Source organism: Stenotrophomonas sp. YJH_SMC_27 (genome assembly GCF_059369815.1).
In genome coordinates this window covers 51,465-63,455 of the sequence record NZ_JCAFTA010000010.1, presented here as the reverse complement: position 1 = coordinate 63,455, position 11,991 = coordinate 51,465, and the positions used below count along the sequence as shown (strand labels likewise).

Annotated in this window: 17 protein-coding genes, 3 tRNA genes and 1 riboswitch; of the genes, 10 read left to right on the top strand and 10 right to left on the bottom strand. The window is 64.4% G+C overall.

Annotated features, from left to right (window positions below; all coding sequences use genetic code 11):
• Nucleotides 1-53: 53 nt before the first annotated feature.
• Nucleotides 54-527, bottom strand: coding sequence for a hypothetical protein (locus AC5P7R_RS15435; protein WP_495214021.1), 474 nt, complete (start codon nt 525-527; stop codon nt 54-56).
• A 133-nt stretch (nt 528-660) separates the two neighbouring features.
• Here AC5P7R_RS15435 and AC5P7R_RS15430 point away from each other — a divergent pair.
• The 5 genes from AC5P7R_RS15430 to AC5P7R_RS15410 all read left to right on the top strand — a co-directional run bounded on the left by AC5P7R_RS15430 (nt 661) and on the right by AC5P7R_RS15410 (nt 2,614).
• A tRNA-Gly gene (locus AC5P7R_RS15430) sits at nt 661-736 on the top strand.
• Nucleotides 737-878: 142 nt separating this feature from the next.
• A tRNA-Gly gene (locus AC5P7R_RS15425) sits at nt 879-954 on the top strand.
• A 66-nt stretch (nt 955-1,020) separates the two neighbouring features.
• Nucleotides 1,021-1,094, top strand: a tRNA-Cys gene (locus AC5P7R_RS15420).
• A 117-nt stretch (nt 1,095-1,211) separates the two neighbouring features.
• Nucleotides 1,212-2,126, top strand: a complete 915-nt coding sequence (locus AC5P7R_RS15415; RefSeq protein ID WP_031270797.1) for an ADP-ribosylglycohydrolase family protein — start codon at nt 1,212-1,214, stop codon at nt 2,124-2,126.
• Nucleotides 2,127-2,344: 218 nt separating this feature from the next.
• Nucleotides 2,345-2,614 carry a hypothetical protein gene (locus AC5P7R_RS15410; protein WP_005415995.1) on the top strand — a complete coding sequence of 90 codons (270 nt, stop codon included), beginning with the start codon at nt 2,345-2,347 and terminating at the stop codon, nt 2,612-2,614.
• 22 nt (nt 2,615-2,636) lie between these two features.
• Here AC5P7R_RS15410 and AC5P7R_RS15405 read toward each other — a convergent pair whose 3' ends face one another.
• A complete protein-coding gene (locus tag AC5P7R_RS15405) occupies nt 2,637-3,713 on the bottom strand; it encodes an alpha/beta hydrolase family protein (protein WP_021204392.1) in 1,077 nt (358 codons plus the stop codon).
• Between the two features lie 173 nt (nt 3,714-3,886).
• Between AC5P7R_RS15405 and AC5P7R_RS15400 the strand changes: the two genes are divergently transcribed.
• Complete coding sequence (locus AC5P7R_RS15400) at nt 3,887-4,720, top strand: AraC family transcriptional regulator (RefSeq protein WP_019658975.1); 834 nt, start codon at nt 3,887-3,889, stop codon at nt 4,718-4,720.
• Nucleotides 4,721-4,724: 4 nt separating this feature from the next.
• On the opposite strand, the gene crcB is transcribed toward AC5P7R_RS15400, so the two are convergent.
• A complete protein-coding gene (gene crcB / locus AC5P7R_RS15395) occupies nt 4,725-5,117 on the bottom strand; it encodes a fluoride efflux transporter CrcB (protein WP_021204393.1) in 393 nt (130 codons plus the stop codon).
• 82 nt (nt 5,118-5,199) lie between these two features.
• Nucleotides 5,200-5,263: riboswitch (Fluoride riboswitch) on the bottom strand.
• A 22-nt stretch (nt 5,264-5,285) separates the two neighbouring features.
• Nucleotides 5,286-5,687, bottom strand: a complete 402-nt coding sequence (locus tag AC5P7R_RS15390; RefSeq protein ID WP_478436328.1) for a transcriptional regulator — start codon at nt 5,685-5,687, stop codon at nt 5,286-5,288.
• Nucleotides 5,688-5,798: 111 nt separating this feature from the next.
• On the opposite strand from AC5P7R_RS15390, the gene AC5P7R_RS15385 reads away from it, so the two are divergent.
• Nucleotides 5,799-6,008 (top strand): helix-turn-helix domain-containing protein, encoded by a 210-nt coding sequence (locus tag AC5P7R_RS15385; RefSeq protein WP_019658972.1) that lies wholly within the window; start codon nt 5,799-5,801, stop codon nt 6,006-6,008.
• A gap of 352 nt (nt 6,009-6,360) precedes the next feature.
• Nucleotides 6,361-6,597: a hypothetical protein gene (locus AC5P7R_RS15380; protein WP_019658971.1), complete on the top strand. Its 237-nt coding sequence runs from the start codon at nt 6,361-6,363 to the stop codon at nt 6,595-6,597.
• A 1-nt stretch (nt 6,598) separates the two neighbouring features.
• Here the strand turns inward: AC5P7R_RS15380 and AC5P7R_RS15375 are convergent, their stop codons facing one another.
• Nucleotides 6,599-7,648: a 4Fe-4S dicluster domain-containing protein gene (locus AC5P7R_RS15375; protein ID WP_021204394.1), complete on the bottom strand. Its 1,050-nt coding sequence runs from the start codon at nt 7,646-7,648 to the stop codon at nt 6,599-6,601.
• Nucleotides 7,645-7,932, bottom strand: coding sequence for a hypothetical protein (locus AC5P7R_RS15370; protein ID WP_019658969.1), 288 nt, complete (start codon nt 7,930-7,932; stop codon nt 7,645-7,647). The genes AC5P7R_RS15375 and AC5P7R_RS15370 overlap by 4 nt, the downstream gene beginning before the upstream one ends.
• Before the next feature lie 179 nt (nt 7,933-8,111).
• Here AC5P7R_RS15370 and AC5P7R_RS15365 point away from each other — a divergent pair, with 179 nt between their 5' ends.
• Complete coding sequence (locus AC5P7R_RS15365) at nt 8,112-8,552, top strand: group III truncated hemoglobin (protein WP_227852140.1); 441 nt, start codon at nt 8,112-8,114, stop codon at nt 8,550-8,552.
• Nucleotides 8,553-8,596: 44 nt separating this feature from the next.
• Nucleotides 8,597-10,006, top strand: a complete 1,410-nt coding sequence (hemN, locus tag AC5P7R_RS15360; RefSeq protein WP_058980175.1) for an oxygen-independent coproporphyrinogen III oxidase — start codon at nt 8,597-8,599, stop codon at nt 10,004-10,006.
• Between the two features lie 392 nt (nt 10,007-10,398).
• Here hemN and AC5P7R_RS15355 read toward each other — a convergent pair whose 3' ends face one another.
• The 4 genes from AC5P7R_RS15355 to AC5P7R_RS15340 are packed head-to-tail and all read right to left on the bottom strand — an operon-like array spanning nt 10,399 to nt 11,612.
• Nucleotides 10,399-10,731: a hypothetical protein gene (locus AC5P7R_RS15355; protein WP_478436329.1), complete on the bottom strand. Its 333-nt coding sequence runs from the start codon at nt 10,729-10,731 to the stop codon at nt 10,399-10,401.
• A complete protein-coding gene (locus AC5P7R_RS15350; protein ID WP_478436331.1) occupies nt 10,728-10,988 on the bottom strand; it encodes a hypothetical protein in 261 nt (86 codons plus the stop codon). Before AC5P7R_RS15350 ends, AC5P7R_RS15355 begins: the two co-directional genes overlap by 4 nt.
• Nucleotides 10,985-11,236, bottom strand: a complete 252-nt coding sequence (locus AC5P7R_RS15345; RefSeq protein ID WP_478436333.1) for a hypothetical protein — start codon at nt 11,234-11,236, stop codon at nt 10,985-10,987. The genes AC5P7R_RS15350 and AC5P7R_RS15345 overlap by 4 nt, the downstream gene beginning before the upstream one ends.
• Entirely contained in the window at nt 11,229-11,612 is a 384-nt protein-coding gene (locus tag AC5P7R_RS15340; RefSeq protein WP_478436334.1) for a hypothetical protein, read from the bottom strand. The genes AC5P7R_RS15345 and AC5P7R_RS15340 overlap by 8 nt, the downstream gene beginning before the upstream one ends.
• Nucleotides 11,613-11,991 lie beyond the last annotated feature (379 nt).

Sequence of the window (11,991 nt, the reverse complement as noted above, 5' to 3'; positions counted from 1 at the left end):
GTGGGCCTCGGGTCAGGTACTGTCCTTCGCCGGTCCGCTGCGGGTCCATGCAACTATTCTGAAATGCGTAGGCCATCTCTGCGCGTCTTCTCCCTGCGGCAGCCATGCGGTGAGCTTATGAACGCCCGCCATGCGCTCACCGCCGACACCCCGCACAGCGCCAGCAGCAATCCCACGTCCAGCAGCAGCAACCACAGCAGGTGCATGCCTTGTACCGGCGGCTGGTGCATCGCCGACAGCATCCACGGCACCGACCACAGCACCAGCAGGGCAAAGGCGATCAGCAGACGCAGCCACAGGCGTTTCAGTTTCCAAGGCCGCACGATCAACGCGGCCACCACCAGCTCAACCGTTCCCAGCAGCGCGAACAGGATGACGGTGCTGGTCGGGTAGGGCAGCTCAGCGCCTTCCAGTCGGTGTAGCAGCCAGTAGTCCGGGGTGAAACCGGCATTGACCAGCGCGGCGATCAGCGCCAGCCAGGTCAGCGCGACCAGCAACCAGAACAGGCGGACGTAGCGTCTCGGCATCGGCGGTGTCCGTGCTTGGGCGGGGCAGCGTACCCCAGCGCGGACGCCCGTGACCGCATGATGTGAAGACTGTTGACGGCGTGAAGGAATTTGGACACAATGGCGCTCCTTCGACGCAGGTCGAACGGAATCTGCGGGAATAGCTCAGTTGGTAGAGCGCAACCTTGCCAAGGTTGAGGTCGCGAGTTCGAGTCTCGTTTCCCGCTCCAGATTCTACAGGGCCCCGGTAGGGGCCTTGTTTTTCTCCCGCCACGGCAAGGCGGGGCACGTTGGGCCACAAGGCTTTACGCGCAGTCAGAAAGGTGAAATCGCTGGTGTGTTTTCCGGATTTCCGGTAGCATGTCGGCTTACGCGGGAATAGCTCAGTTGGTAGAGCGCAACCTTGCCAAGGTTGAGGTCGCGAGTTCGAGTCTCGTTTCCCGCTCCATGTTCCGACAGGCCCCATCTTGGGGTTTTGTCTTGTCAGGGCTACGTTCCTGGCGTGAAGTACGTTGGCCTCATGGCAGAGTGGCTATGCACCGGATTGCAAATCCGTTTACAGCGGTTCGATTCCGCTTGAGGCCTCCAATTGAAAAGCCCTGACTCCGGTCAGGGCTTTTTTGTTTGGCTGCGATCAATTCCCCGCTCGCGCGATCACCGCCCGGCAGTCAGTCATGTCAGATGCGGTGGCGCTACACTGGTCTGATGAACCAGATTGATCACTTCCGCGGGGCTTTGCTCGGCCTCGCGTGCGGCGATGCCGTCGGTACCACGCTGGAATTCAAGCCCCGTGGCAGCTTCACCCCGATTACCGACATGGTGGGGGGTGGGCCGTTCCACCTGCAGCCGGGGCAATGGACCGACGATACCTCCATGGCGATGTGCCTGGCCGAGAGCCTGGCGCGCTGCGACACCTTCGACCCGCGTGATCAGATGAACCGCTACGCCAACTGGTACCGGCACGGTTACTGGAGTGCGACCGGCGAGTGCTTCGATATCGGTATGGCAACGCGAGCTGCGATCGACCGGTTCCTGCAGGATGGCCATCCGCTGGCGGGGAGTGACGACCCGCGCAGCGCTGGCAATGGCTCGATCATGCGTTTGGCGCCGGTGGCATTGCGCTACGCCGGGACCCCCGACCTGCAGGCAATGGCCGAGCTGAGTTCGCGGACGACGCACGCTGCGCAGGAGTGCCTGGAGGCGTGCCGCTTGCTGGCGGTCGCGCTGGAGCGGGCGTTGGCAGGTGGCACCCGTGACGGGGTGCTGGATCTCAGCAATGTCCCCGTCGAGAGCGCGCGGCTGCAGCAGATCGCGGCGGGCGGCTACCGCGGTGCCGCGCGTGAGCAGATCCGTGGCAATGGTTATGTTGTTGACAGTCTGGAAGCAGCACTCTGGTGCTTTGATCGCCACGACACCTTTGAAGCCGTCGTACTCGAGGCGGCCAACCTTGGTGAGGATGCCGACACCACGGCCGCCATCGCCGGGCAGCTGGCGGGCGCATTCCATGGCGCGCGCGGAATCCCCGGGCGGTGGTTGCAGCGGCTGGCCCTGCGTGCCGAAATCCAGGCGCTGGCCGATGCGCTGCACGCCTTGAACCAGGGCAGCGACCGCGCTGCGTGAGTCGGGTTCCCTGCCTGTGAACTGCGCCGGCAGGATGCTCCCTGCTGCCGCCATTTCCGACGCCGCGCTGCTTCACCTGCAGCAGTCCGCCACGTCCCGATCGCCAGTCTCAGCCGGCCACGACATGGAAAGGCGCTATGGTCGAGTTCCACGTCTCAGGGAGCCGCAATGGCGAGCACAGACATCACGCGTCGTTCCAGCCACGGAGCGAAACGGAAATGAGCAAAGTCACGGCAGATGTGCGCTGGTTGACCTTCCGCTTGAAGAACGGGCAATCCATTGGCCCTGATCGGCTGAAGGACGGATGGGTCATCGCCTCGGAAACCGCCCGCTGCGGGGTGCGCCGCGAGCATATTGAAGGGTCGGGCCTGGTGTATGCCCTGTACGCGCCGGCCAACCTGGCCTCACCACGGCGCGCGGAAATGCGCATGCGCGAATTCCTGATGAGCTCGGGCTACACCTTCACGATGGGCACGCTGGGCGGCTGAGCTGCGCGCGGGCCGCGATTGTTCAACGCTGCGCGGCCTTCAACGCCTCGATGATCTGCGCTCCGGAGAAGCCACAATGGCCTTCGCCAACGGGCGGCAGCACCTGTGGCAGCGGACGGGCGCCGGCCCGTGCGGCCGTCTGCGGATACACTGTCTGCATGCGCGGCACGATCGTCGGGTCGTTGTTGTTGAACTGGATCACCAGCGGTCGCCTCAACGCACCGCTCAATGCCAGCTCCCTGCGGACAGCGGCCTGCGCGGCAGGCACGGCATCGACACGTTGCACGCCGGCATTGAACGCCATGTCGTCACCGAAGCCGCTGTAAGCCACGCCTCTGTTGCCCACCGGCATGCCGCCGCTGCGCGTGGCCAGTTCGTGCAGGACCAGTGCATGCAGGCTGATCGTGCCGGCCAGTGCATCAGCGGACACCTGCAGCCGCTGTGCCAGCAACGCGGCATGCGAGGGGCTGCGTTGCAGCGCATTGGAGATGCCTTGGTACAGTTCGCCCTGTGGCAGCGCAGCCGCTTCGGGTGAGAGCAGTCCCGCACCCGGCAGGCCTTCGGCCTTGGCAAAGAAGTAATCGAAAGCGACCAGCGTGGTCAGCAGATCACTCGCGATCTGTTCGCCACTGAGATTGGCGCCGCATAGCGACACACCACCGGCGTAGTGTTGCGGGAACCGCTCGAGGCTGGCGAGGGTCACGGCGCCGCCCATCGAAAATCCCAGCATCCAGATATGGCGCACATGCTTGAGTTCAGCCACTGCATGCCGGCGCAGGCGTTCCATGTCGGTGATCGCATCGGCCACCGCCCAGCCCTGGCTGGCATAGGCGCTCTGCGCGACGGCGTAGCCTGCAGCCAGCAGTGGCGCGGTGCCGTCATTGGCAGGCATTGGCGTAGCACGTGGCATGCCTACCGGCTCGTAGCCGTGCGCCAGCATCACCAGGTCACCGTTCCAGTCAGCCGGCACGTCCAGGCGCCACGGGGCCCTCTGCAACTGGCCACTGAACGTGCGCGGTGATGCAGCGGGTGCGGCCATCACCTGTGTCGCGGGGAATAGCAGGGCGAGGGTGAGGGCACATCGTAGCAAGTGACACATCACGGGCATTCCATCCGGGAATGGCGTCAGCTTAGACCCCGCCAGCAGCCTGCGCGCGCTGCACTGCCGCAGGAAGGGCGGGGGGCGCTCCCCGAGTCGATCACGTCCGCTACGGGAGGATTCCGATACGATGTGTCGCCTTGATCTCTTTCTACTTTACCCAGGGTCCCGTCATGGTCGACCGTCTCGCCATTCTGCTTGAACGCTTTGCGGTCACTGCCTCGGTGTTCCATGCCGGTGCGCTGTGCGGTATCAACATGCTGGAGGGGGAGAATGAGGCCGGGCAGCTGCACCTGGTGCGGCGCGGCCCGTTGCAGGTCAGCCACGGCCGGCAGACCGTGCAGGTCGAGGTCCCCAGCCTGCTGCTGTACCCGCGACCGATGCCGCATCGCTTCAGCACTGATCCGCAGCACGGCGCCGACATGGCCTGCGCCAACCTGCATTTCGAGGGCGGTCGGCTCAACCCGATCAGCGCCGCGTTGCCCGATTTCATCTGCATGCCGCTGGCGGATCTCCATGGCGGCAACGCAGCGCTGGAACTGCTGTTCGAGGAGGCCTTCGAGCAGCGCTGCGGACGTGCGGTGATGGTCAACCGGTTGTTCGAGGTAGTGATGATCCAGGTGCTGCGTCAACTGATGGAAGGGGGCGGGATGCGTGGTGGCCTGTTTGCCGGGCTGGGTCATCCACGGCTGCGGCTGGCACTGGTAGCAATGCATGAGGCGCCCGCACAGTCCTGGACCCTGGAAGACCTGGCCGAGGTTGCCGGCATGTCACGCAGCGTGTTTGCTGCCAGTTTCCGCGAGGCGATGGGTACCACGCCCGGGCAGTACCTGCAGGGTTGGCGGGTGGGCCTGGCGCAGCAGGCACTGCGTCAGGGGCGCCCGCTGAAACGGATTGCCGACGACGTGGGTTATGGCAGCGAAGCCGCGCTGTCGCGCGCGTTCAAGGCGCATACCGGGCTGTCGCCGCGGGAATGGCGCGGGCAGACCCGGGCCAGCGCGGCCTGAGCGCTCAGCCCAGCAGCAGCCGGGCCAGCTTCATGCCGCCGAACAGGCCGGCCAGGCCCAGTGCCACCGAGCCGCCGGCATACAGGGCCGCCAGCCCATGTTGGCCGCGCTGCAGCAGCAGGCCGATCTCCAGTGCATAGGTGGAAAACGTGGTGTAGCCGCCGAGGATGCCGGTGGCCAGCAACAATCGCAGCTGTGGCGAGGCGCCATTGCGCATCGCGAAGACCTCGACCACGACGCCCATCAGGAGCGCGCCGCTGATGTTGATCAGGAAGGTCGACCAGGGCCAGGGACTGCCGGCCACTACCCGCGCGCCGAGCAGATTGCAGGCGTGGCGCAGGCAGGCACCGATGCCGCCTCCGATGAAGACCAGGAAATAGCCGTTCAGTGCGTGCATGGGGTGCCTCGAATACGGGTTCGCAGGGTCAATGGCGAACGCCGAGGGCAGGCACGACCCGCCGTCGACGAACACCGGGTTCGTCATGGCAGGAGCCATCAGCCTTCTCAGGCGGTTATCGGGGGAGCCCCATCCCCATCGAGGCCCATGCTACCAGCGGCGGTGCATTTACGTCATCGAGGTCGTCAGAACCCGGGCAACCTTGCTGCGGCTGAAGCCGTCCATCAGTAGTTCAAACGCGAGCAGATCCAAGGCCGCGTGGCGCCGGTGGTCGATCTCCAGACCGTTCTCGGCCACCAGATGGCTGACCAGTTCGTAGGCGTCCTGCCAGACATCCAGGTGGGCCTGGCTGGGGATGTAGGCATTGCCAGGCTCTCCGACGCCACGCCCGCTGACCCCGTACAGCAGTTCGCGTGCGTCCAGCTTGGCCGCATCGGCGATGCGGAACAGCTGTTCGGCCTTTACGTGCGAGGCGCTCACGTGGTCGTTGAGCCAGTTGCTGATGGTTGCTGTCGTTGATTTGGCGGCGCGTGCCAGATCGGCCGGGCGTGGGTGCCCGGCTTTCTTCATGGCTGCCGCGAGTCGTTGGCCAAGAGTATTCATCTATGCAAGCCAGCTTAACGCGTGGATTGCGAAGAAGCCTTGCCGCAAGAATCAGTCTGGTTAACAGAAGGACCGACCGTGACCGAATTCTGGAGCAAGCGGCAGGTACGAACCCGGCTGGGATTCCGCACCGACGCGGAACTGGCGCGCTTCTTTGGCATCAGCCGTTCCGCAGTGTCGCAATGGCCGAGGGACTTTCCCATTCCTCCATTGCGGCAGTACATCCTCCATCAGCGCTACCCGAACCTTTTTCCGACAACTGAAGCGCGGGCAGACGAATCCATCTGATTTGCGCCGCCTTTGTCGCATCCAGCCTGCTTAGCCCGATGCGCTAAGTGCACTTAGCAAAATAGGCAAGTTCAATCGATCCCAAGCTGATAATCAGTGCCGCCTACTGCGGACGTCGTGCTGTGCTTCCTGACGCCTGTCGGCTTCGCCCCATCCGGCACCCCCAGGGCCCCGTATGTAGTTTCGTGAACGATTAATAATTTCAATCACGAAAGTCGCTGCATGTAATTGACCTGTCGTGAAATCTGTGACTAATTGGAGTCAACCAGTCGTGAAGCCTGGGAGTCTTTCAGTAGCACGCAAGTGAGTCGGTAGACCGTCAACGATGCAGAACAAGTCCAACGGAGGTCGTATGGAATACGGCATGAATGGCTTGGCTGAACGGGTACGCCGCGAACTGGAAGCCAGTTATCACAAACACGGATGCGGTCCGGCGTTCTGGGATACCTACCAGCAGGTGCTGGATCGCCTGGTCCCACAGGGGACCGAGCGTACCGAAGTCACCAACGAGATGGCGCTGATCATCGAACAGTTGGGCATCGTCCGGCGCGCCCAGCTTGTGCCGCCGCACGCCAACGCGTCGCGTTGATTCACAGCAGGCGCCAGGCGCCGCAGGCAAGCAGCGCGAGCAACAAGGACAGCAGGGCCAACGTCCGGGGTCGCCACAGGCGCTTCGGTTGTCCGGCCATCGCCTGCGGACTGCAGTAGCGCACCAGCCCAGGACCGAAACCGGCCCGGAGCTGTTGTTGTGCGCAGGCCTCCAGGCAGGCGCCACAGGCCAGGCAATCGGCCTGCGGTCCCTGGCGGATGTCCAGTTGCATCGGGCAGGCACGGACGCAGGCTGCGCAATCGGTGCAGTCACCCAGGCGGTCGGCGCTGAAGGTCGGCATCGGTCCTGCCAGCAGCGGATGCGCAGCGCGGAATACGTAGTCCTGCGCAGTGGTCGGGTCGAGCAGGCCGCGGCCACGGCCCAGCACCCCGCCGAGACCGGACGGGCGTGGCCCGCGCGGCTCACCGCGGCGGGCGTCGTACAGCATGCGCGGCGTATGCGGATCGGTCAGCAGCGGCTGCATGCGTGCGAACGGGCACAGCGAACGGCACACCTGCTCACGCAGGAAACCGGCGTTTCCCCAGGTGGCGGCGGCGTAGAACAGCACCCAGAACGTTTCCCAGCCGCTCCAGCCAGCGTTTGGCGCGGCGGCCAGCAATCCGCTGATCGGGCTGAACAGGCCGACGAAGGTGATGCCGGTCCACACTGACAGCAGGCCCCAGGCCAGCTGGGTGGCTGGGCCCGCCGCAGGTGCGGGCAGTACCCGCGCCGCGCTGCGGGCGATCCAGTCGAAGGCACGGCGCCACAGCGTCTGCGGGCAGGCGTGGCCGCACCAGATGCGCCCGGCGAGGTGGGTCAGCAGCGCGAGGCTTACTACCAGTACCGCCAGCAGGCCGATCAGCGCGCCGACGTCGCCGGGCCACAAGGTCCAGCCAAACAGGTCGAATCGCCGCGCGCTGATGTCCAGCAGCAGCGCCTGGCGTCCTTCCCAGCGCAGCCACGGCAGTGCGTAGAACACCACCAGCAGGGCAGCGCTGAGCGTGCCGCGCCAATGCCAGGGACGGGGTACCCGGGTGCAGGACGTGCTCATCCCAGCGGCAGCTCCTCGTCGTCATCGCCCGGCAGGGGCCGCTGCAGGTACCAGGTGACCGCGCTGGACAGTGCAGTGACCGACCAGAACATGAAGAATCCTGCCGTATAGCCCAGTTCGCGGCTGATGGCCGTGCCCGGGAAACTGATGGCCTGCAGGCGCAATGGATCGACGAAGGCGAAGAACACCACGCTGGCAACGCCGGCGGCGATGAAGCTGGGCCAGAGGATCGCGCCCCAGTGCTGGATCAGCCGCTGGCGGCGGTTGGGAAAAGGTCTGTTCATGCTGTCCCCGATCGAAAAGTGGGCGGCGCGTATACTTCGCCAGGATCGGCGCCGTATCCGCAGGGCATGCTTCCTGCAAGCGTGCCAGCCTAGGCGCAGCGGATTGCGCCGACATTGATCTGGATCAACGGCGCTGCCGCCTGGGTGCGGCAGCCTGCCTGCAAGCTTTGGATGCCCCGATGAACGCAACACAGCCGCCTGTCCTCCCCGTCGCCTCGCCCGGGTTGTGCACCGAGCAGGAAGTGACCCGCCTGGTCCACGATTTCTATGCCCGCGTGCGTGAGGAAGAACGGCTGGGACCGGTGTTCGAGGCGCACGTCCACGACTGGCCCGGGCACCTGGCGCAGCTGGTCGACTTCTGGTCGGCGATGCTGCGCGGCACCCGCCGCTTCAAGGGCTCGCCGATGTCCAAGCACATGGCCATCGAGCTGGACAAGGACCTGTTCGACCGCTGGCTGGTGCTGTTCCGGGCCACCACTGCCGAGTGCGGTAACCCGCCGATGCAGGAACTGGCCAACGACGTGGCAGCGCGGATCGGTGACACCTTCTGGAAGCGCTACCAGATGCTGCGCTGGCCGCAGGTCGGCCTGCCGGTACTGGGGATCGCCGGCAAGCATTGATCTGGGTCAAGGCGGCATAGGCCGCCTGGCGCGATGCTGGCGGCATGGACACGTTCTCTCCCGCCGCCGGTGGCCTGGCCTGGACCTTCGACCCCGACCTTCTGCGCCGGCACGACCGGCCGGGCCCGCGCTACACCTCGTATCCGACCGCGCCGCATTTCCATGATGGCTTCGACGCGCCGGCGCTGCGCCAAGCGATCGCCGACAGCAACCAGCTGGCCCGCGCGCTGTCGCTGTACGTGCATGTGCCGTTCTGTTCCAGCCCCTGCTTCTACTGTGGCTGCAACCGGGTGATCACCCGCGACCGCGGACGTGGTCACAGCTATGTGTCGCGCGTGCTGGCCGAGGCCGACCTGCTGGCGCCGCAGTTCGAGGACGGCCGTGAGGTCATCCAGCTGCATCTGGGCGGTGGCACGCCGAATTTCCTCGAGGCCGAGGCGATGACCACGCTGGTGGAAGGGCTGCGCCGGCGCTTCGATTTCAGCGATTCACCGCAGCGCGATTTCTCGATCGAACTCGATCCACGCTTCATCGACACCCGCGACGTCGCCATGCTGGCGCGCCTGGGATTCAACCGGGCCAGCCTGGGCGTGCAGGATTTCGACCCGCAGGTGCAGGAATCGATCAACCGCATCCAGGGCGTGCAGCAGACACTGGACATCCTGAGCGCCTGCCGCGACAGCGGCATGCGTTCGGTCAACGTCGACCTGATCTACGGCTTGCCGGGGCAGAGCCTGGAGGGGTTCGGCCGCACCCTCGATAGGGTGCTGGCGCTGCGTCCGGACCGCCTGGCGGTGTACGGATACGCGCATCTGCCGCATCTGTTCCGTGCGCAGAAGCAGATCGACGAAAGCCGCTTGCCTTCGCCGGAGGACAAACTGGCGCTGCTGGGTCTGGCGGTGGAGACGCTCTCTGCGGCCGGCTACCAGTACATCGGCATGGATCACTTCGCATTGCCGGAAGAAGATCTGTCGCGCGCACAACGCGCCGGGCAGCTGCATCGCAATTTCATGGGCTATACCACCCACGCCGATACCGATCTGCTCGGCCTGGGCGTGAGTGCGATCAGCCACATCGGTGCCACCTACAGCCAGAATCCGCGCGACCTGCCGTCATGGGAGGATGCCGTGGACCAGGGGCAGCTGCCGGTGTGGCGCGGCGTGGCGCTGAGCGCTGACGACCAGCTGCGTGCGGAACTGATCCAGCAGTTGATGTGCCAGGGCGAGGTCGATGGCGTGCAGCTGGGTCAGCGCCACGGCGTGGATTTCGAACAGTACTTTGCCGAGGACCTGCATTCGGTACAGCGGCTGCAGGAAGACGGGCTGGCCGAATACCGCGATGGTGTGGTGCGTTCCAGCGAACCGGGGCGACCGCTGCTGCGGTTGCTGGCGATGTGCTTCGATCCGTACCTGCGTGCCACTCACGAGCAACCGCGTTACTCGCGGGCGATCTGAGTGTGGGTTGCGCGGCGTGCGTATGGTGCCCGGAGCCGGAATCAGAACCCCTTGTGCTGCAATGGGTTCGGGGGATTCTGGGGAAAATCTGGGCAGTACTGCAGTTTCAGGGGGCAATGTGCCAGGAACGGCGGTCTAGCCGCCGCTCCTCCTCTCGTCATCGGCCCAACGCAGGACCTCTGACCGCTTCCACTTCTTCTCGTTTCCGATCTGAAGCGGGGAAGGGAAGCTGGGTCGGCACGCTAGCCTTTCGAGGAATCCGCGCCGGTTGGGTCTTCCATCCGGCGTGGTCAGGCCCAAGAGGACGGCACAGGAGTCCGCGCTGAGCCAGCGTTCGCCCTCGATCATCGCGGCCAGGACCGTGATGGTCGGGTCGGGAGCAGTCGGTTCGATCAAGGTGCTTCCTTAGCCGAGTTCAGGAAGGTCGTGCCCGAGACCGACTTGCGCAAGTGGGACGCGTACTCCAGCCACAGCAGTGCCCCGGCCATCTCTTGGATGGTCTGTTCAAACGAGTCTCCAGGGGCCACGGGATGAGCGACCTCTGGCCATTCCTGCCCCATCATCTGTGCCGATGCACGGGCTTGGTTGATCTTGGCTCCTTCGGCAGCTGCGAAGATCCCAAATGTGATTGCGCGTCGGATGTCCCTGACCGCCTTCGCGGAGATCTGGTAGTCAGGCTCGGCCTCGAGATGGGCCAAATCGATCAAGTCATCGAACATGCTCATGCTTCGGCTCCTGCGGCCCGATATAGGCCGGTCGCGATATCGAGAAGGAAATCCATCGTCACGACCTCGTCGTACCCGAAAGAAACGTCCTTACCATCGGCATCTCGCATGCCTTGCCACAGCAGGGCTTGCACGTGATCCGTTAGAAGCCTGGCCTTGCTCAGTGCGACGTCCAGATCCTGCCCGGATACCACCACCAGCGGTGATCCAGGGATTGCGATTTCCTTGGTCCTTTCCAGATTGGCCGAGCTATTCATTGGGCGCCTCCGGCGTAACGCAGCGCCCGGCACATTTCGAGAAGGTCAGCGAAGACGAACATGTCGTCGTCGGTGATTCTGTCGCTGTCCAAGTTGCTCAACTGCCGCTGCACGTAGTCGAAGTAGATGTTGGCCTTCAGGTCGCTGTGGATCGTGTCGATCCCGGCGCAGACCTTGAACAGGGGGATGTTGTCCTGCACAGGGATCAGGCTGAACGGCTCTTCTTTCGTGATAGGAGCGTCAGACACGGCAGACCTCCTTCAGCGGCTGGCGGCAGACGTCCCGCTCGTTGTCACGCAGGTAGGTAAGCAAGTCCTCCGACTCGGAGAGGAGGCTTTCCATGCCCAGCATGAGGCAATCCACGGCATGCTCAGTGAGGGGGGCATACAGCACGCGTTCGTCTTCCTCGCAGGTATCCCGCAGATCCTGCTTAGACGTGAAGTCGCGTCGGATGACGTCCAAGATGGCGATCGCTGCCTTCGTGTTCTGGTCGACCCGGACCAGGCGATTGGTCAGACAGTCGGAAAGAGGGTTGTCCCTCCACATTGAGCTCAGGTAGTGCTCGCTGATCGCGAGGCGGGGGGCTGCGGGCGGCTCTGCCGGGGGTACACTGTTCTTCGCCATGTTAGCTTCCTTGATCTGGTCGATTACGGGTGCGGCTTGGCAGACGGCTCGAGCGTTCCCGCGCTCGGGCCGTCACTGTTTTTGAGGTTCCAGTCAGGCTGGAAAGTGACCGCCCGATCCACAGAAAGGGCCGACGGTGCGTAGACGTGTAGTTCCGCCTTGTTCTTGTGGGCTCCGCGGAGTTGTACTTGGATACCGTCGCCAATGTAGACGGTCGTTCCTGCCTTCACCGTCATGACGATTGGTCTATCGTGTGGGGTAGGCCTTTCCCTACTCATGTTTCAGGTTTCCTTTGTTCATGTCTGCGTGTGAAAATGCAAAAGTCGGGGGATGTGCGTCACTCGCTGCAACGACGCAAAGAACGACATTCGGATTGTGG

Bases quoted from the DNA above. Each gene is read 5' to 3' on its own strand.
- AC5P7R_RS15415 (WP_031270797.1), top strand. From the start codon at position 1,212: ATGAACCAGATTGATCACTTCCGCGGGGCTTTGCTCGGCCTCGCGTGC.
- AC5P7R_RS15405 (WP_021204392.1), bottom strand. From the start codon at position 3,713: ATGTGTCACTTGCTACGATGTGCCCTCACCCTCGCCCTGCTATTCCCC.
- AC5P7R_RS15380 (WP_019658971.1), top strand. From the start codon at position 6,361: ATGGAATACGGCATGAATGGCTTGGCTGAACGGGTACGCCGCGAACTG.
- crcB (WP_021204393.1), bottom strand. From the start codon at position 5,117: ATGCACGCACTGAACGGCTATTTCCTGGTCTTCATCGGAGGCGGCATC.
- AC5P7R_RS15355 (WP_478436329.1), bottom strand. From the start codon at position 10,731: ATGAGCATGTTCGATGACTTGATCGATTTGGCCCATCTCGAGGCCGAG.
- AC5P7R_RS15340 (WP_478436334.1), bottom strand. From the start codon at position 11,612: ATGGCGAAGAACAGTGTACCCCCGGCAGAGCCGCCCGCAGCCCCCCGC.
- hemN (WP_058980175.1), top strand. From the start codon at position 8,597: ATGGACACGTTCTCTCCCGCCGCCGGTGGCCTGGCCTGGACCTTCGAC.
- AC5P7R_RS15350 (WP_478436331.1), bottom strand. From the start codon at position 10,988: ATGAATAGCTCGGCCAATCTGGAAAGGACCAAGGAAATCGCAATCCCT.
- AC5P7R_RS15365 (WP_227852140.1), top strand. From the start codon at position 8,112: ATGAACGCAACACAGCCGCCTGTCCTCCCCGTCGCCTCGCCCGGGTTG.
- AC5P7R_RS15400 (WP_019658975.1), top strand. From the start codon at position 3,887: ATGGTCGACCGTCTCGCCATTCTGCTTGAACGCTTTGCGGTCACTGCC.
- AC5P7R_RS15410 (WP_005415995.1), top strand. From the start codon at position 2,345: ATGAGCAAAGTCACGGCAGATGTGCGCTGGTTGACCTTCCGCTTGAAG.
- AC5P7R_RS15370 (WP_019658969.1), bottom strand. From the start codon at position 7,932: ATGAACAGACCTTTTCCCAACCGCCGCCAGCGGCTGATCCAGCACTGG.
- AC5P7R_RS15390 (WP_478436328.1), bottom strand. From the start codon at position 5,687: ATGAAGAAAGCCGGGCACCCACGCCCGGCCGATCTGGCACGCGCCGCC.
- AC5P7R_RS15375 (WP_021204394.1), bottom strand. From the start codon at position 7,648: ATGAGCACGTCCTGCACCCGGGTACCCCGTCCCTGGCATTGGCGCGGC.
- AC5P7R_RS15435 (WP_495214021.1), bottom strand. From the start codon at position 527: ATGCCGAGACGCTACGTCCGCCTGTTCTGGTTGCTGGTCGCGCTGACC.